We start from the raw sequence: 18587 nt of genomic DNA, 5'->3' as shown, positions 1-18587 counted from the left end.
AGCAAAAAGAGCGATAAAAATGACAAAAAAAATCCGCGTTCTCTTAGTTGATGATCATATGTTGGTGCTGGATGGGCTGCAAGCGCGTTTGGAGCTGGAAGATAATATCGACATCATAGCGACAGCTTCAAATGGTTTGGAAGCCTTAGAAAAAGCCCATGAATCAAAACCGGATTTGATCTTGATGGATGTTTCTATGCCGGTGTTAAATGGCTTAGAAGCGACGAAACGCTTTAAGGCTGAGTTGCCAAGCGTTAAAATTTTGATGCTCAGCATGCATCATGATAAAGAGTATATTTTGTCTCTGATCCAATCTGGCGCTAACGGCTACATACTCAAAGACGTGTCTTCTGAGGAGTTGGTGCAAGCGATTAACACGGTTTATCAGGGCGGAACGTATTTCAGTTCTGGTGCGTCTGATTCCTTGTTTTCACCGGCTACTGAGTCGAAGCGTTATGAAGAGTTAACGAAACGTGAAGTGGCGGTGCTAAAGGAAGTAGCCATTGGTTTGTCCAATAAAGAAATTGCCCAGTCTTTATCTATTAGCGTGAGAACAGTCGAAACTCACCGTCAGAATCTAAAGAATAAATTGGACATTCATACTTCTGCTGGGTTAATCAAATACGCTCTAGAGCACGAATTAATTGATTGAGACTTTGTGACCTTATTTGTCTTGTTGTTCTGTTACAACAAGACAAATAAGGTCTTTTTCGCTAGAGGATAAGGCGGCTGAAGCGCTATTCGCTTGGAGCAATTTGCAGTGGTGCGGTAATCGCCTGAGGTCGAGTGAGCTCATTGGTACTGTTTAACGTATCAAATGTGAGGCTTTGGCCTGTTTCAGGAGACATGGTTTGTAGCGCAATTTTTTCAACGGCTTCTTCTAATGTTAACGGTTGAAAATACAGCAGCGTCCCAATGGTCGGGTGGTCTAAGTAGTTGAGCTTTTTGCTGGCGGTCTTGTTGTGCATGTCGAGTGTTAAAACAAGAGCGGGTTCAAAGGCTTTCAAATCTTTGGTGCTCGCTTGCTCAGATTCTTGGTTAAACTCCTGATTGGAAAAGAATAGGCTGTTTTGGTTCTCTTCAATGGGGTGGGATGCATCTGGTTGGGTGAAACTATCAAATAAAAAGTGCTTGTATTGAATGTCTGATTCTAAGTAACGACCCAGTTTGATGCGAATGTCGCCAGTCAATTCTGGGTAACCGTCTTTTATTTCGTCGCTGTGAAACGATTTCTCGATGGTGTCACCGGGGCGTTTAAAGATGAGCGTCCATTGTTGATTCGATAAAATTCGAACATGCTGCCCTAATTTCGCTGCAATTTTGACCAATGGCTCAGGTAAGCCTGGTTGGCTTGTCGGTTCGGCCTCGTCATTTGCTGTGATGTTTGTGGGCGTTTCTTGTGTTATGAGCGGTGCATCAGGCGTTGTTTCCGCAAGACGAAATAGACCTTCCGTCGTGAGGATGTTCTTGTAGTCAATTTGCTCACTGGTTTGATCATCTGGCCAAATGAAGGTGACGATGTAACCTTCATAGGCTCTGGCCGTATCCGGGTCGATGGGCTCATCAATCGCTTGACTTGGACTACTGATAAAAAGCAGCGTAAAGAATGTAAGGGCTAATTTTTTCAATGTAATAATTCCAACGTTTTGGTGGTCTGTTGGAAGCGGTCTTCAGAACTGTTCATATTGGCTAGGAACTTAAGCGTATCCGAGCCAGCCAGTTTGTATGTCTCCGGCTTTTTCTGAATCAGGCTGATTAACTTCATTGGGTCAACAGGCGTTTTACTATTAAAGAAGATTTTACCTTCTTTTGCGTTTGCTTCAATTTTATTAATGCCAAGTTGTTCGGCTTTTAGCTTTATTTCCGTTTGGCGGAACAAATTTTTGGTGGCATCGGGTAATAATCCAAAGCGATCGATCATTTCGACTTGTAAGTCTTTCAGTTCTTCGCTGGTGCTGGCGTTAGCAATGCGCTTATACAAAATTAAGCGGGAATGCACGTCGCCTAGATAATCTTCTGGGATCAGTGCTGGGACGCGCAGATTAATGTCGGTTTGTGCTGGCGTTGAGATATCGACATCGGGCGATTCGCCATTTTTCAGGGACTTCACCGCGCGATCCAGCATTTCCATAAAGAGTGAGAAGCCAACATGTTCAATGTGACCGCTTTGTCCATCGCCCAATAACTCTCCTGTCCCACGAATTTCTAAATCATGGGTTGCCAAGGTAAAGCCGGCGCCCAGTGTATCGGCCAAACTAATGGCTTCGAGACGTTTTTCGGCATCTGAGGTGACTTTACGATCATTTGGCGTCAGTAGATAGGCGTAAGCCTGATGATGGGAGCGTCCCACACGACCACGTAATTGGTGTAATTGCGCTAAACCAAACTTATCGGCTCGCTCAATGATGATGGTGTTGGCATTGGGGATGTCGATGCCGGTTTCGATAATGGTTGAACAGACCAGCACATTGGCGCGTTTGTGATAGAAGTCAGACATGACCTGCTCCAGTTCTCGTTCGCGCATTTGACCATGGCCAACCATTACTCGAGCTTCTGGAATAAGAGCCTCTAATTCTTCTGCGGCTTTTTGAATGGTTTGTACTTCATTGTGTAAGTAGTAAACCTGACCTCCACGATGCAGTTCTCGTAAAATCGCTTCTTTAATTTGGTGTTCGTCTTTTTGTTTGACGAAGGTTTTAACGGACAGGCGTTTTGCGGGTGGTGTGGCAATAATAGACAGATCACGAATGCCTGACAGGGACATATTAAGGGTCCGCGGGATCGGGGTGGCGGTCAGTGTGAGGATATCGACTTCGGATCTGAGAGTCTTAAATTGCTCTTTCTGTTTGACCCCAAAGCGATGTTCTTCATCAATGATGACCAAACCTAAGTTGGCAAATTGAATGTCGCCTTGAATCAGTTTGTGTGTGCCAACCACAATGTCGGCTTTGCCATTTTCTAAGCGATCAATGGCGGCCGTGGTTTGTTTACCGGAACGAAAGCGAGACAAGAGTTCAATTTCAACTGGCCAGTCGGCAAAGCGGTCACAAAAATTCTCGTAATGTTGCTGTGCCAGTAGGGTAGTGGGGACTAACACTGCGACTTGCTTACCATCTTGGACAGCGAGAAAAGCCGCACGCATGGCGACTTCGGTTTTGCCAAAGCCCACATCACCACAGACCAATCTGTCCATGGCTTTTTTGGTTGACATGTCTTGTATGACCGCATCGATGGCCATTTGTTGATCTGGCGTTTCTTCAAACGGGAAGCCTGCTGAGAAGAGTTCATATTGGTCATCGGGTTTGGCAAAATTATGCCCTAACTTGGATTCACGCTTAGCATAAATTTCCAATAGTTCGGCCGCGGTGTCGCGGGCTTTTTCAGCGGCTTTCTGTTTGGCGACACTCCACTTATCTGTGCCCAATTTATGCAGTGGTGCGGTGTCTTCGTCGGCACCGGTATAGCGCGAAATAAGCTGCAATGAGGAAACAGGAACATAAAGCTTGGCGTCGTTTGCGTAGCCGAGTGTCAACAGTTCGGTTTCTTGGCCGTCTATTTCTAAATTGGTTAGGCCAAGGTAGCGCCCCACTCCATGGTCAATGTGAACCACGGGCGCGTTCATGCGCAGCTCCGTAAGGTTACGAATGATGGCGTCTTCACTGATGTTCTGTTGTTTGTTGCGACGTCGGTGTTGCGAAACGCGTTCGCCAAGTATGTCGCTTTCAGGAATCAGTGAGACGTCATTTAAAATGGCGAAACCTCTTCCTATTTGACCGGCCGTAATCGCGAGCGGATGATCTGTCTGTATGAAATCAGCCCAATCATTGACTTGTTTTGGCGCGATTTGGTGTTTTTTGAGCAGGTCTAGCAGAGCCTCTCGTCGCCCTGCGGATTCCGCCACGATCAACACTCGGTTCGGGGTGGTGTTTAAATAGTGTTTTAATGCCGCTAATGGGGCGTCGGCTTTTGAGTCAATTTTAACATTGTCGAGGGCTTGGTATTGAGGGTGATCCCCTTGTGCGGAAAAGATGACATTGCTGTATTGATTGAGCAGGCTGAAGACTTCGTCTTCTTTCAAGGTGACTTCATCCGGCGTCAAAATAGGGCGTTCTATGTTGTAGCTTAAAGATTCATAGCGACTGCGAAAGTCTAATTGCACACTGGCCAGTTGTTCATGGAAGACGTCAGAGCGGACGATTAAGGTGTCGGTATTCAGGTAGTCGAACAGGCTTGATGTTTGTTCGAAAAATAAGGGTAGATAATATTCGATGCCTGCTGGCATTAGACCGCTGGAGATGTCCTGGTAAATTGGGCAAGACAGAGGGTCTACGTCGAATCGTTCTCGGAACGCTTGACGAAAGAGTTGAATGCTTTGGCTGGTGGTTGGGAATTCTTTTGCCGGTAGCATGTTGATTTCAGCGACTTTATTGATACTGCGCTGGGTGTCTGGATCAAACCAACGAATAGAGTCAATGTCATTATCGAACCAGTCAATTCGGATCGGGTTCTCTGCGCCAGTCGGAAAGATGTCCATGAGCGCACCGCGAATCGCGAATTCACCATGTTCATGGACAGTGTCTACGTTTAAATAACCTGCTTTGGTTAATTTATCGGCCAGTGTTTCCACTGGCAGTTGTTGTCCTTCTTTCAGGTGAAAGCGTTCTCTATCAAGGTGTTGCTTCGGACATAGGCGAGTCATACAGGAGGCCACAGTGGCCAGTATGATCGGATTGTTGCTCTCGCTTATGTTGGCGAGCGTCTCTAGTCGTTGCGAAATGATGTCTTGGTGAGGAGAGAAGGCATCGTACGGCAAGGTTTCCCAGTCACTGAATCTAAGTACTTGTTGCTCTGATGTTTTTAGAAAATGAATTTCATCTTCTAACTCATTGAGCTCAGCAACCGTATTCACCATATATAGGATTGGAGCGTTGTATTGTGCCGATATAGCGAGAAGTTGCAGCGCTTTACGGCTGCCTTCTAGACCTTGAATGTGGTTTTTGAATCCCGGTTTTAGAGTAATGGACATGTTGTGTGTCATTGGGGCTTATTATTCTCGAGTGGCGGAGAGGGTTAAAGAAACAGAGTCGGCAAATCTTAACGCGTGTGGCTTAGCCACTTCTACCTTGGCAAACGTGACATGACTGGGTGACATGCAAATCTCCAACAAGTCAGCGGTGAGCTTTTCCAGTAATAAAAAGCGATTGTTTTCAGTGTGGGCTATCATTTGTTTACAGAGGGTTCGGTAGTTAACTGCGTTTTCAACATCGTCAGTATTATAAGCTTGATCGGCAGGGTAGTGAATCCACGCGTTGATGACGACATCTTGTTTGTTGGTTTTTTCGGATTCATTGAATCCAATAAAGGTTCGTAGGCGTAAATTACTAATATGAATCTGAGCGTCAGGTTTGATCATAAAATTTGCTTCCGTGTTTATGGGCCCACTGTTTATAAGTGAGCAATATTGTGGCGGTTTCGTTCTGCTATATCAACTTAGCAATCAGAATGCTTTTTTCTATACTGAAAAAAGTCGTCTTTGGATTGCTTTGTTTATGGATAACAGTCGGTGGCCAGATTTTTTGTTGTGATAAACCAACAAAAAAGGCCTATTTTTTGTACGGAAAATAGACGAATGAGAAAAAACTCGTAGTTTTCGATCAAACTTGCTGCTCAAAGGCGGTGCGATACGCTGGTCAATGTCGACAATGATCATTATAATACGTCGGTTTTTAGGTGAAGTGAGTTTGTGTTTTTAGCTATCTTTACGTTAGCTAAACGCTTGTACATGCTTTCCCGGAGGGGGGTGCAAGCAATGACACATTACGCTTTTGTGTTCAATTTATTGTTGGGCAGAACATATGTATAAAATTACAAAAGGCCTTGATCTTCCGATCTCTGGTGCTCCCAAGCAAGTGATTGAGAGTACGCTAGCAGCAAAAACAGTTGCTTTAGTCGGTCCTGACTATCATGGAATGAAACCGACCATGCTGGTTCAGGAAGGGGATAAGGTAAAGAAAGGGCAAGTTATCTTTACGGATAAAAAAACGGAAGGTGTAAAGTATACTGCCCCAGCCTCTGGTACCATCGCTGCGATTAATCGTGGTGAGCGTCGTGTATTTCAATCTGTCGTGATTAATGTAGAAGGTGACGAGTCCGAAACCTTTGCCGCTTATTCTGGATCAGAATTAAAATCGTTAGAGCGTCGTAAAGTTGTTGATAATCTTGTTGATTCCGGATTATGGACGGCATTCCGTACACGTCCTTTCTCAAAAGTGCCTGGTATCGAAACGACACCAAGTTCTATCTTCGTTACGGCAATGGACACCAACCCATTGGCGGCGAACCCGGAAGTTGTCTTAGCTGAGCAGGCAGAAGCGTTTGCCGACGGTTTGACAGTGCTGACGCGTTTGACTGAAGGTAAGGTGTTTGTTTGTAAAGCACCAGGTGCAAAGGTTCCAACAACGTCCGATGTGACGGTTGAAGAGTTTGCAGGCGTGCATCCTGCGGGTCTAGCAGGAACACACATTCACTTCCTTGATCCTGTTAATGACAAGAAAACGGTTTGGTCTGTTAATTACCAAGACGTGATTGCCATCGGTAAATTGTTTGTTACTGGTGAGCTCAGTGTTGAGCGCGTGGTGGCATTAGCTGGACCACAGGTGAAAAACCCTCGTTTAATCCGTACTCAACTCGGTGCAAGTCTAGAGCAACTCATCACTGGCGAATTATCTGATGATGATAATCGCGTAGTTTCTGGCTCTGTATTGTCTGGACGTAATGCATTTGGTCCTTTCGCTTTCTTAGGTCGTTACCACCAACAAGTATCTGTATTGCGTGAAGGTCGTGAGCGTCAAATGATGCACTATCTTCGTGCTGGTGTAGAAAAACACTCTCTAATGAACGTGTTTATTTCTAAACTAACAGGTAAGAAGTCGTTTGAAATGTCAACGACGACAAATGGTAGTGACCGTACTATGTTGCCACTTGGTAACTTTGAGCGCTTGATTCCGATGGATATTTTACCGACTCAATTGCTGCGTGCATTAGTGGTAAATGACACAGAGCAAGCTCAAAAGCTGGGTGCGCTTGAGTTAGATGATGAAGATTTGGCACTTTGTACTTACAGCTGTTCAGGTAAGTTTGAGTACGGTCCTATTCTTCGCAGTTGCCTAACTCTAATTGAGAAAGAGGGTTAATTCATGGGACTTAGAAAAGTACTTGATAAAATGGAGCCTGAATTCCATTCAGGTGGTAAATACGAAAAGTGGTACGCGCTTTACGAAGCCGTTGATACCATTTTCTACCGTCCAAGCTCTGTAACGAAAAATGGTTCCCATGTTCGTGATGCGGTTGATATGAAACGTATCATGATTCTAGTTTGGATGTGTACTTTCCCAGCGATGTTCTTTGGCATGTACAACATTGGCTTGCAAGCCAATACAGCCATGGAAGCGATGGGTGTAACTGCTGCAGATTCATGGCGTCACGCCGTGATTGGTGGTTTAACAAATTATGACCCGAGTAGCATTTGGGACAACATGATTTACGGTGCGATGCATTTCTTACCGGTTTATCTTGTGACCTTTATTGTCGGTGGTTTCTGGGAAGTTTTGTTTGCAGCGGTGCGTAAGCATGAAGTAAACGAAGGTTTCTTCGTTACGTCTATCCTATTCTCTCTTTCTCTTCCTGCGACTGTGCCGCTATGGCAAGTTGCCTTGGGTATCACCTTTGGTGTGGTGCTGGCGAAAGAAGTATTTGGTGGTACTGGTAAAAACTTCTTGAACCCAGCGCTTGCTGGTCGTGCTTTCTTGTTCTTTGCTTACCCAGCGTCTATGTCAGGTGATGCGGTTTGGACCGCAGTTGATGGTTTCTCAGGCGCAACGGCGCTAAGTCAATTGGCGGCAAGTGGTGTACCTGGTGTAACGGTTGCTTGGTCCGATGCTTTCTTTGGCTTCATTCAAGGTTCAATGGGTGAAACATCAACATTGGCTATCCTGATTGGTGGCGGTGCTTTATTGATCATGCGAATTGCGGCATGGCGTATCGTGGCTGGTGTCATGCTGGGTATGGTTGGCATGTCATTGCTGTTTAACGTGATTGGTTCTGACACCAACCCTATGTTTGCTACCCCATGGTACTGGCATTTGGTATTGGGTGGTTTCGCGTTTGGTATGATGTACATGGCAACTGACCCAGTGTCTGCTTCTATGACGAACCGAGGAAAGTGGTTCTATGGTGCGCTGATTGGTCTAATGGTTGTCTTGATTCGTGTTGTTAACCCGGCTTACCCAGAGGGTATGATGTTGGCAATCTTATTTGCGAATTTGTTCTCGCCATTTATTGACCACTTTGTTGTTCAGGCGAACATTAAACGGAGGATTGCACGCAATGGCTAGTAGTAACGATAGCATTAAAAAGACCATTATTGTCGCGTTATCTTTGTGTCTTGTGTGTTCTATTTTTGTCGCAGCAGCGGCAGTTGGCCTAAAGCCGATTCAGAACGCTAACAAAGATGAAGACCGTAAACGTAATATTTTGTCTGCAGCGGGTATGCTTCAAGATGGTAAGTCGGTAGATGAGATCTTTGCTTCCGTAGAGACTCGCATCGTCGATTTGCAAACAGGTGAATTCGCGTCGGCTGAGGCGTTGAAAGCTGAGGGCATTAACCCTGAGACGTTTGATCAAAAAGCCGCAGCGAAAAATCCTAGCTTGTCGATTACTTTGTCAGGTGAAGACGATCCTGCCGGTATCAAACGCCGTTCAAACTATGCCTCTGTTTACTTGGTAATGTCGGGCGACGATATTGAACGTATTATTTTGCCAGTTCATGGTTACGGCCTGTGGTCGACTATGTACGGTTTTATGGCGTTAGAGAGCGACTACAATACAGTGATCGGTTTTGGTTTTTATGACCAAGCAGAAACACCTGGATTGGGTGGTGAAGTTGATAATCCTAACTGGAAAGCGCTTTGGAAAGGTAAAGAAGTTTACAACGATCAAGGTCAAGCGGTTATTGCGCTGGCTAAAGGTGGTGTAGACAGTTCTGATCCAAATGCTTCTCATAAGGTGGATGGCCTGTCTGGTGCAACATTGACTAGCCGTGGTGTGACTCACCTTGTTCAATACTGGTTGGGTAAAGAAGGTTTTGGTCCTTTCTTGTCTCATCTTCGTAGCGAAGGAGTTCAATAATGTCTGATGTCAAAAACGTCCTTTTTGGACCAATTCTGTCTAATAACCCGATTGCTTTGCAGATCTTGGGTATTTGTTCTGCATTGGCAGTAACAAGTAGTTTGAGTGTGTCTTTGGTTATGGCGATTGCCTTAACCTTGGTAACGGCATTCTCTAACTTTTTTATTGCAATTATTCGAAACCATATCCCAAACAGCATTCGTATCATTGTACAGATGATCATTATTGCTTCTTTGGTAATTGTGGTAGATCAGATTTTGAAAGCGTTTGCTTTTGAGATCAGTAAGCAATTGTCTGTATTTGTCGGTTTGATCATTACTAACTGTATCGTAATGGGTCGTGCTGAAGCCTTCGCTATGAAGAATGGCCCAGGCATGAGTTTCCTAGACGGTATTGGTAACGGTCTTGGCTACAGTGTGATGTTGATCATTGTTGCCTTCTTCCGTGAATTGTTGGGTGCTGGTAAATTGTTCGGTGTTGAAATTTTCGCCACTGTACAAAATGGCGGCTGGTATCAGCCAAACGGCTTAATGCTGCTGCCACCTAGTGCATTCTTCGTAATCGGTTTGGTTATCTGGGCGCTACGTGCTTATAAGAAAGAGCAGGTGGAAGAGCCAGAATTCAAGATTGCTGCTAATTCACGTGCGCAGGAGGCCCTATAAATGGAACACTTAATCAGTCTTTTTGTTAAGGCGGTATTTGTTGAGAACATGGCGCTAGCCTTCTTCCTTGGTATGTGTACTTTCTTGGCGTTGTCCAAAAAAGTAGAAACAGCCATTGGTTTGGGTATTGCGGTTATTGTGGTCTTGGCGATTACGGTTCCCTTGAACAATGTATTGTATAAAAACCTATTGGCTGACGGCGCACTTGAATGGGCGGGTTATGGCAATGTGGATCTGAGCTTCTTGGGTCTATTGAGTTACATTGGCGTTATTGCCGCGGTGGTTCAAATCCTTGAGATGACTCTCGATAAATACATGCCGGCGTTGTACAACGCTCTAGGGGTGTTCTTACCGCTGATCACTGTAAACTGTGCCATCATGGGTGCGTCCCTGTTCATGGTAGAGCGTGACTACAACTTCAGTGAAAGTTTGGTTTACGGTGTGGGCGCTGGTGTTGGTTGGGCGCTTGCAATTGCTGCCCTTGCTGGTATTCGCGAGAAACTTAAGTATTCAGATGTGCCTGCTGGTCTACGTGGCTTGGGTATTACCTTCATTACTGTCGGTCTGATGAGCTTAGGTTTTATGTCATTCTCTGGTGTACAGCTTTAATTAGCGGTGCATTTGGACAACGAAGAATAGGGTTTAACTAACATGGTCAACTTAGAAATTATTCTAGGTGTGGTAATGTTCACCGCCATCGTGTTGGCGCTGGTAGCAATCATTCTTGCTGCTCGTGCCCGCTTGGTGAGTACGGGTGACGTTACAATCCGCATCAATGGTGAAAAAGAAGTGACGGCACCGGCAGGTGGCAAATTACTTCAAACATTAGCAAACAGTGGTATTTTCTTGTCTTCTGCCTGTGGTGGCGGTGGTACTTGTGCCCAGTGTAAATGTAAAGTGACGAATGGCGGTGGTTCAATGCTGTCTACTGAGCAATCACATTTTACACGTCGTGAAGAAAAAGAAGGTTTTCGTCTTTCTTGTCAGGTATCTGTTAAGCAAGATATGGATGTTGAAGTACCTGAAGAGGTGTTTGGTGTTAAGGCTTGGGAATGTACTGTTGAGTCCAATCCAAACGTAGCCACTTTCATCAAAGAGCTTACTTTGAAATTGCCTGAAGGTGAAAACGTTGACTTCCGTGCCGGTGGTTATGTTCAGCTTGAAGCGCCAGCTCATACTGTTCACTACAAAGACTTCGATATCGAAGAAGAGTACCGTGGTGACTGGGATAAATTTAACTTGTGGAAATTCACCTCTAAAGTGGATGAAACCGTTATCCGTGCTTACTCTATGGCGAACTACCCAGAAGAGAAAGGCTTGGTTAAATTTAATATCCGTATCGCTTCTCCACCTCCGGGTAAAGATGATTTGCCGCCAGGTCAAATGTCATCTTATGTGTTTAGCTTGAAGCCAGGTGACAAGATCAAAGTATACGGTCCTTTCGGTGAATTCTTCGCGAAAGATACTGATGCAGAAATGGTCTTTGTTGGTGGTGGTGCTGGTATGGCGCCAATGCGTTCGCATATCTTTGATCAGCTTAAGCGTTTAGAGTCTAAGCGTAAGATCTCTTTCTGGTATGGTGCACGTAGTATGCGTGAAGCTTTCTACATGGATGAATACGACAAGTTGCAAGAAGAAAACGATAACTTCGAGTGGCACTTGGCGCTGTCTGATCCTCAGCCAGAAGATAACTGGGAAGGGAAAACAGGGTTTATTCATAACGTCTTGTATGAAAACTACCTGAAAGATCACCCAGCTCCTGAAGATTGTGAGTTCTACATGTGTGGGCCTCCAATGATGAACGCATCTGTCATTAAGATGCTGGAAGATTTAGGTGTCGAGAAAGAAAACATCTTGTTGGATGATTTCGGTGGCTAATGCCTAAATAAAGACCCACCACTTGGTGGGTCTTTATTTTGTTGCTAACTAAAAAGATGTGTTATGCGTAAAAAAATATTATTGTCGGCGTTTGTCGTTATTCTGTTAGCGGTGGTTTATCGCTGCTCTTCTTTTACTCCCGAGCTTGTTAGCTTCTCTGGCCCGACCATGGGTACTACCTATACGGTAAAATTTTATACCACGAGTGATATTTCAAATCCTTGGTCATTAAAAGAGAATGTAGACGCTGCTTTGGTTCGAGTTAATGAGCTGATGTCGACCTATGATCCGAGCTCTGAATTGTCTGGCTTTAATAAAATGCCTGCGGGCTCGTCTCTGGTGATCAGTGATCAAATGGCTTATGTCATCGATAAGGCTTTGTTGATTAGCCAGATGACAAAGGGTGAATATGATGTCACCGTGGGGCCACTTGTTAATTTGTGGGGATTTGGTCCAGGAAATCGAGAGGACAGAGTACCAAGTGATTCTGAAATCGAAACCGCCAAATCTAAAGTGGATTATCAAAGCCTGATATTAGAGGGGAATAAGCTCTCTAAACAAAAAGACTTGTATGTCGATTTGTCTTCGATTGCAAAAGGTTATGGTGTCGATGCGGTTGCCCAGGTCTTAGAAGACAATGGTATTGAAAGTTTCTTAGTGGAAGTGGGCGGTGAAATTGCGTCCAAAGGTGAAAAGCCTGATGGCGCAATGTGGCGAATTGCGATTGAAAGTCCAGCCGGTGGCCATGAAATAGCAGAGCGAGTGATTGAGTTAGATAACATGGCTGTGGCGACGTCAGGGGATTATCGAAATTATTTTGAGAAAAATGGCGTGCGCTATTCTCATACGATTAATCCTTTAACGGGCAAGCCCATTACTCATCGCTTGGTTTCTGTTACTGTTATAGACAAAACGACCACCATGGCAGACGGTTTGGCTACGGCCATTACTGTATTAGGTCCTGAAAAAGGGCTCGAGTTTGCAGAGCAAAATGGTATTGCGGCTTACTTATTGGTGAAAACAGATTTCGGTTTTGAAGAGCGTCCATCGGATGCGTTTAAGCCTTACTTGAACTAGGCTTAGTAGAATTATTTTGCTTTAGGAGGCGTTATGTTAACGGCTATTATCGTGTTTGCTGCGATGTTGTTGGTAGTAACTGCAATGTCGGTTGGTGTGTTAATGGGGCGTAAGCCTATTTCTGGATCCTGTGGCGGCATGAGTGCGCTTGGAATGGAAGTGGCTTGTGATATTTGTGGTGGCGATAAAGGTAAATGTGAAAAAGAAACGAAAAAAGCCGCGGCCGCGAAAGTCTCAGATGGTGCATTTTACGACGCATCTAAATAATTGAACGAATAGAGGGTGTTATGACAACGAGACATTATGATGTTGTGGTTCTAGGTACAGGACCTGCAGGTGAAGGTGCTGCCATGAGTGCGGCGAAAGCAGGTAAGAGAGTCGCTGTCATTGAAGCCAGTTCACAAGTGGGTGGTAGTTGTACGCATTTGGGAACCATCCCTTCTAAAGCCTTGCGTCATGCGGTAAAAGAAATTATTGCCTTTAATACGAATACCATGTTTCGTGATATTGGTGAGCCGCGTTGGTTCTCTTTCCCTAAAGTATTGGACAGAGCAAATAAGGTTATTGATAAACAGGTTGTTGGTCGTACTGAATACTACGCACGTAACCGTATCGATATTTACTTTGGGCGTGGCAAATTCAAAGATGCTAACACCATAGAAGTAAACACTTATGAGCGTGGTCCCGAGTTGTTGGTTGCCAAGCAGGTGGTCATTGCGACAGGCTCACGTCCGTATCGTCCGGCTAATATCGATTTTTCTCATCCTCGTATTTATTGTTCTGACACGATTTTAAGTCTGAATCATACGCCTCGTTCATTGATCATTTATGGCGCAGGGGTAATTGGTTGTGAGTACGCTTCTATCTTCTGTGGCCTAGGGGTGCGTGTTGAATTAATCAATCCTGGTAAGAAGCTGTTAAGTTTCTTGGATGATGAAATTACCGATGCCTTGAGCTACCACCTGCGTGATGGTGGTGTGTTGATTCGCCACAATGAAACGTATGAGTCGGTTGAGACAACGGAGCGTGGCGTTGTGATGCATATGGCATCTGGTAAGAAACTGCGTGCGGATGCTTTGTTGTTCTGTAATGGTCGTTCGGGTAATACGGATAGCTTGGGCCTAGATGCGATTGGTTTGGAAGCAAATGGTCGCGGTCAGTTGGCTGTTAACGACACTTATCAGACGCAGGTAGAAAATGTTTATGCGGCTGGTGATGTGATTGGTTGGCCAAGTTTGGCAAGTGCTGCCTACGATCAAGGTCGTGCGGCCGCAGCCAATATGTTTAACATGCCCGGTGGAGAGTTTATCAGTGAGGTGCCGACAGGTATCTATACCATTCCAGAAATCAGTTCTGTCGGTAAAACAGAAGCGGAATTGACGGCTGAGAAAGTGCCATATGAAGTGGGTCGTGCTTTCTTTAAAAATACCGCACGAGCTCAGATTACTGGTGAAGCGGTCGGTATGCTGAAGATTTTGTTCCATCGTGAATCGTTAGAGTTGTTGGGGATTCACTGTTTTGGTGACCAAGCATCTGAGATCGTTCACATAGGTCAGGCCATCATGAAGCAGCCTGGTGAGCAAAACACCTTGAAGTATTTCTTAAATACCACCTTCAACTATCCTACGATGGCGGAAGCGTATCGTGTGGCAGCCTTGAATGGTTTTAACCGAGTTTTTTAAGTGGCATGCTTAAATAACGGTATTTAAAAAGGCGCCTTGCAATGCAAGGCGCCTTTTTTGTCGCTGTCAGCCCATGCTGACATAGATGGGAGAAGGCTTTATTTAGCTGTCTTTAACCGCGTAAATGCCTTTTAAGTTTCGGAAGTAGCCTTTGTAATCCATGCCGTAGCCAAACAAGAATCGATCGACAACATCCGTACCTATGTAATCAGGCGTCATGTCGGTTTTACGGTCATGTAGTTTATTGATTACCGTGGCAGTATACACAGCGCTGCTTTCTTGTTCTTCAAGCCATTTACTAATGGCTTGCAGGGTATGGCCTTGGTCGAATATATCGTCAACCACTAAGATATGGCGACCCTTTAAGCTTGTTTGTGGGTAGCTTAACCAGTTTAGGGAAGCGCCTTCTGTTTCCATGCCATAGCGTGTGGCATGAATGTAATCTAACTCAAGTGGAAAGTTTAAACGCTCAATAAGTGCTGCTGTCGGGATTAAGCCACCATTCATAACGCACAAAACAAGAGGGAGTTTGTCACCTAGGTCTGCGGTTATTTGCTGTGCCATTTTATCCAGCGCGGCATCAATTTGATGTTCGTCTACAAGGCAGTCAGCTTCGTCTAAAATTTGGTTGAGTTGCTCGATCGTGTTAGTCATTTTAGGCTCTGTTTTTAAAAATAGGCGCGATTCTACATCAAACTTGACCAGATGCTAAGTCTTAATCTTATGTAGTGTGGCGCACAAACAAATTGAAGTAAGAATGATGAGCCACGACAGCTGTAGCCAGATTAAAAAAATCGGCAAAGCGGCAAAGGCGCCATACACGATTTGGTAGTTGGTGAAAAATTGCGCAAAGGAACTAAAGATGTAATTAAGGGTGACCAAGCCTATGCTGCCAAATAGAGCCGCGATACTGGCTAGCTTAATGGAGACTTCGGCATTGGGTGTGAGGTAATTTAGTGTCAGTAGCATTAAGAAATAAAGCAACATACTTCCCAACTCTAGTAGATTGTTCAGCCATGAGCTTGTGTCATCCTGTTGAAACTCAAGTGAGATTAAGGTGCCATAAAGACTAAGCGTTGTCGCGAATAGGATTGGGCCAAGGGTTAAAATAGCCCAATAGGTAAGTAGGCGCTCTCTGATTTTTCGGCGTTGCTGGATTTGCCAGATAGACTGAACACTGGATTCAAAGCTGTTTAATAATAATAGTGCGGTTAGAAAGAGCGCGATGATCCCTGCAATGGGTAATTTCTTAGACTGCTCAGAGAATTGGATTAAATACGGCAAAACTTGTTCGCTTGATCCTGGAGCCAAATGCAACTCTATGAAGTTGAGTAATTGCGCTTGCATGGTTTGCAGGGTGGGAGTGAAGCTCAAAATACCAAGAATAATGGTAATGATAGGAACGGCCGCTAATAAGCTGGACAATGTCAGCTGAGCGGCTTTTTGTGATAAAGCGCTTGTCTTAAAGTGGTTTAGCGTCAGTAATCCATATCGTTTAAAAACAGTGATTAAGTACAAAATGCGTTCGGCCATTATATTCGCTTGTTTTGCTCGCTAAGAAACAGGGTTATTACCATAGCATAGGCCGACGGACTAGGTAATAGAGTGTGGATTTATGCACAATGCACAAGAAGAGTGCAACGTGCTTTTTAATGGCGCATTCAGGTTGTTTTTGTGGGGCGTCGGTAGTATTATTTGTCTTGTTCCTTTTGTGATATTTGTGCTGTGGAGTAGTAGAGTTTAACTATTCTCGGTTCCTTAGTAACAAATAGTCATTTTTAGCCCAGTTTAACTGGGCTTTTTTATGTCTATTGGTTGACGATTGCTATTCCATCCCTATAATAGCCCACCACAAGAAATGTAATGAGTATTGCGCCTGTAGCTCAGTCGGATAGAGCATCCGCCTTCTAAGCGGACGGTCAGGGGTTCGAATCCCTTCAGGCGCGCCATTTCAGCCCATTACTTTAATAAGTTTAGGTTTTGTTGGCTGTATTACATGAGTGACCTTTCAGGTCAGATTGAAACCAACAAATTAAAGCAAGTTCCCGAGAGGAAATTTTATGCAAGTTTCTGTAGAGACAACGTCTCCAATTGAGCGCGTACTGAATATCACTGTTCCAGCAGCTCGTGTAGACGAGAAAGTAAATACTGAAGTGGCGAAAACAGCCAAAACTATCCGTATGGATGGTTTCCGTAAAGGTAAAGTGCCAGTTAGTGTTGTTAAAAAACGTTATGGCCAAGGTATTCGTATTGATGCTGTAGAGCAAATCATGCGTGATGCGTATGTTGAAGCGATTCAAAAAGAAGACATTCAACCTGCCGGTATGCCAGCAATCGAACCTAAGAACTTTGCTGAAGGCGCTGATCTTGAGTTTGTTGTTAAAGTTGAAGTATACCCAGAAGTTGAGTTGGCTGATAATGCTGCAATCAAAGTTGATCGCGTTCTTTCTGAAGTGACCGATGCAGACGTTGACACTATGCTAGAAACATTGCGCAAGCAAAATGCAGAGTGGAATGCAGTTGAGCGTGAAGCGGCTGACGGCGATCAAGTGACCATCGATTTTGTTGGCTACCTAGGCGATGAAGCCTTTGAAGGTGGTGCAGCGGAAGGACATAAATTGGTCCTAGGTTCTAACACTATGATTCCTGGTTTCGAGACTGGCATTCTTGGTGCGAAAGCGGGCGAAGAGCGTTCTATCGAAGTTACCTTCCCTGAAGATTACCAAGCTGAAAACCTAAAAGGTAAAGAAGCGACGTTCAAGATCACTGTTTCTGAAGTGGCTGAGCAAGTATTGCCTGAGCTTGACGATGCTTTCGTTGAGAAGTTTGGTCTAGAAGAAGCCACACTTGATGCTTTACGTGCTGAAGTACGTAAAAACATGGAGCGTGAGCTGAACCAAGCGGTTAAAGCTAAGCTGAAAACGGCTTTGTTTGACGGTCTTTCTTCTATCAATGAAGTGGAAGTGCCTTCTGCATTGGTTGATCAAGAAGTGGATGCGCTTCGTAAACAAGCTGCTCAACAATTTGGTGGTGAAGGCTTTGATGCTTCTCAGCTTCCTGCAGAATTGTTCCAAGATGAAGCGAAAAAACGCGCTAAGCTTGGTTTGTTGATTTCTGAAGTAATCAAGAAAGATGACATCAAAGTAGACGATGATCGTGTACGTGCTTTCTTGGAAGACATGGCTCAAGCATACCAAGAGCCACAGCAAGTTATTGATTTCTACTTGAAGAACAAAGAGCAGTTAGCTCAAGTTCAATCTGCTGTACTTGAAGAGCAGGTTGTTGATAAACTGTTGGAATCCGCTCAAGTAACTGAAGTAACTTTGGGCTATGAAGACGCTATCAAGCCAAACGCTCAAGCTGAAGAAGCTGGAGAAGAAGCATAAGACTTCCGTCTTATCTTTTTTGAATAAGGTCGACATAGCTTAGGTTATGTCGACTTTTTTGTTTTAAGGAATGCGATATGAATTTGACGAACCCAACAACTGGTCCCGTAGCAATTACAAGTAATGGCCTTGTTCCTATGGTCATTGAGCAAACCGCTCGTGGCGAAAGGTCTTTCGATATTTATTCTCGCTTGCTGAAGGAGCGAGTTATCTTTTTGGTTGGTCAGGTCGAAGATCACATGGCGAATCTGGTGGTGGCTCAGCTGTTGTTTTTAGAATCTGAGAACCCAGATAAAGACATTCATTTGTATATCAACTCGCCTGGTGGCTCTGTCACAGCGGGCATGTCTATTTATGATACAATGCAGTTCATTAAGCCAGATGTGAGCACTATGTGTATTGGTCAGGCGGCGAGTATGGGGGCACTTCTGTTGACGGCAGGTGCTGCTGGTAAGCGTTATTGTCTACCTAATTCTCGTGTCATGATTCACCAGCCGCTTGGTGGTTATCAGGGGCAGGCATCAGATATTGAGATCCATACACGTGAAATCTTGAGTATTAAGCATAAGCTTAATGAAATTATCTCATTCCATACTGGTAAGCCAATAGATCAGGTTGCTGTTGATACGGATCGGGATAATTTTATGAATCCTGAAACGGCAAAAGAGTACGGGTTGATTGATGATATTTTACAAAAACGTACAGTTTAATTTTTT

Annotated in this window: 17 protein-coding genes and 1 tRNA gene; 13 read left to right on the top strand and 5 right to left on the bottom strand. The window is 44.5% G+C overall.

Annotation, left to right across the window (positions count from 1 at the left end):
• Positions 1–19: 19 nt before the first annotated feature.
• Complete coding sequence (locus OA79_RS11700; RefSeq protein WP_063333419.1) at positions 20–652, top strand: response regulator transcription factor; 633 nt, start codon at positions 20–22, stop codon at positions 650–652.
• 85 nt (positions 653–737) lie between these two features.
• Here the strand turns inward: OA79_RS11700 and OA79_RS11695 are convergent, their stop codons facing one another.
• From OA79_RS11695 to folX, 3 genes are read right to left on the bottom strand one after another with little or no spacing between them, the layout of a single operon-like run.
• A complete protein-coding gene (locus tag OA79_RS11695) occupies positions 738–1628 on the bottom strand; it encodes a hypothetical protein (RefSeq protein ID WP_063333418.1) in 891 nt (296 codons plus the stop codon).
• Positions 1625–5038 (bottom strand): transcription-repair coupling factor, encoded by a 3414-nt coding sequence (mfd, locus tag OA79_RS11690; RefSeq protein WP_063333417.1) that lies wholly within the window; start codon positions 5036–5038, stop codon positions 1625–1627. The genes OA79_RS11695 and mfd overlap by 4 nt, the downstream gene beginning before the upstream one ends.
• A gap of 9 nt (positions 5039–5047) precedes the next feature.
• Positions 5048–5413 (bottom strand): dihydroneopterin triphosphate 2'-epimerase, encoded by a 366-nt coding sequence (gene folX, locus OA79_RS11685; protein WP_063333416.1) that lies wholly within the window; start codon positions 5411–5413, stop codon positions 5048–5050.
• Between the two features lie 442 nt (positions 5414–5855).
• Here folX and OA79_RS11675 point away from each other — a divergent pair, with 442 nt between their 5' ends.
• The 9 genes from OA79_RS11675 to sthA all read left to right on the top strand — a co-directional run bounded on the left by OA79_RS11675 (position 5856) and on the right by sthA (position 14485).
• Positions 5856–7193 (top strand): Na(+)-translocating NADH-quinone reductase subunit A, encoded by a 1338-nt coding sequence (locus OA79_RS11675; protein WP_063333414.1) that lies wholly within the window; start codon positions 5856–5858, stop codon positions 7191–7193.
• Between the two features lie 3 nt (positions 7194–7196).
• Positions 7197–8393, top strand: coding sequence for an NADH:ubiquinone reductase (Na(+)-transporting) subunit B (locus OA79_RS11670; protein WP_063333413.1), 1197 nt, complete (start codon positions 7197–7199; stop codon positions 8391–8393).
• The gene (locus tag OA79_RS11665) at positions 8386–9186 is read left to right on the top strand and encodes a Na(+)-translocating NADH-quinone reductase subunit C (protein ID WP_063333412.1); all 801 of its coding nucleotides are present in this window, start codon (positions 8386–8388) and stop codon (positions 9184–9186) included. Before OA79_RS11670 ends, OA79_RS11665 begins: the two co-directional genes overlap by 8 nt.
• Positions 9186–9848, top strand: a complete 663-nt coding sequence (locus OA79_RS11660) for an NADH:ubiquinone reductase (Na(+)-transporting) subunit D (protein WP_063333411.1) — start codon at positions 9186–9188, stop codon at positions 9846–9848. The genes OA79_RS11665 and OA79_RS11660 overlap by 1 nt, the downstream gene beginning before the upstream one ends.
• Positions 9849–10457, top strand: coding sequence for an NADH:ubiquinone reductase (Na(+)-transporting) subunit E (gene nqrE, locus OA79_RS11655; protein ID WP_063333410.1), 609 nt, complete (start codon positions 9849–9851; stop codon positions 10455–10457).
• A 42-nt stretch (positions 10458–10499) separates the two neighbouring features.
• Complete coding sequence (gene nqrF / locus OA79_RS11650; protein WP_063333409.1) at positions 10500–11726, top strand: NADH:ubiquinone reductase (Na(+)-transporting) subunit F; 1227 nt, start codon at positions 10500–10502, stop codon at positions 11724–11726.
• Between the two features lie 63 nt (positions 11727–11789).
• Entirely contained in the window at positions 11790–12803 is a 1014-nt protein-coding gene (locus OA79_RS11645; protein ID WP_063333408.1) for an FAD:protein FMN transferase, read from the top strand.
• A gap of 33 nt (positions 12804–12836) precedes the next feature.
• The gene (gene nqrM / locus OA79_RS11640; RefSeq protein ID WP_063333407.1) at positions 12837–13070 is read left to right on the top strand and encodes a (Na+)-NQR maturation NqrM; all 234 of its coding nucleotides are present in this window, start codon (positions 12837–12839) and stop codon (positions 13068–13070) included.
• A 20-nt stretch (positions 13071–13090) separates the two neighbouring features.
• Complete coding sequence (gene sthA, locus OA79_RS11635) at positions 13091–14485, top strand: Si-specific NAD(P)(+) transhydrogenase (RefSeq protein WP_063333406.1); 1395 nt, start codon at positions 13091–13093, stop codon at positions 14483–14485.
• A 102-nt stretch (positions 14486–14587) separates the two neighbouring features.
• Here the strand turns inward: sthA and OA79_RS11630 are convergent, their stop codons facing one another.
• Together OA79_RS11630 and OA79_RS11625 are read right to left on the bottom strand one after the other, a co-directional pair.
• Positions 14588–15139: a hypoxanthine-guanine phosphoribosyltransferase gene (locus OA79_RS11630; protein WP_063333405.1), complete on the bottom strand. Its 552-nt coding sequence runs from the start codon at positions 15137–15139 to the stop codon at positions 14588–14590.
• Between the two features lie 54 nt (positions 15140–15193).
• Positions 15194–16018, bottom strand: coding sequence for a YihY family inner membrane protein (locus OA79_RS11625; RefSeq protein WP_063333404.1), 825 nt, complete (start codon positions 16016–16018; stop codon positions 15194–15196).
• Between the two features lie 339 nt (positions 16019–16357).
• Between OA79_RS11625 and OA79_RS11620 the strand changes: the two genes are divergently transcribed.
• The 3 genes from OA79_RS11620 to clpP all read left to right on the top strand — a co-directional run bounded on the left by OA79_RS11620 (position 16358) and on the right by clpP (position 18581).
• Positions 16358–16434, top strand: a tRNA-Arg gene (locus tag OA79_RS11620).
• A 111-nt stretch (positions 16435–16545) separates the two neighbouring features.
• Positions 16546–17871 carry a trigger factor gene (tig, locus tag OA79_RS11615; protein WP_063333403.1) on the top strand — a complete coding sequence of 442 codons (1326 nt, stop codon included), beginning with the start codon at positions 16546–16548 and terminating at the stop codon, positions 17869–17871.
• 77 nt (positions 17872–17948) lie between these two features.
• Positions 17949–18581: an ATP-dependent Clp endopeptidase proteolytic subunit ClpP gene (gene clpP / locus OA79_RS11610; RefSeq protein ID WP_063333402.1), complete on the top strand. Its 633-nt coding sequence runs from the start codon at positions 17949–17951 to the stop codon at positions 18579–18581.
• The last annotated feature ends 6 nt before the right edge of the window (positions 18582–18587 follow it).

The sequence above is a fragment of the Marinomonas sp. TW1 genome, from assembly GCF_001625355.1.
Lineage (GTDB): Bacteria > Pseudomonadota > Gammaproteobacteria > Pseudomonadales > Marinomonadaceae > Marinomonas.
Note: the sequence above shows the minus strand (reverse complement) of the source record. Positions and strands in the feature narration are given on the sequence as shown.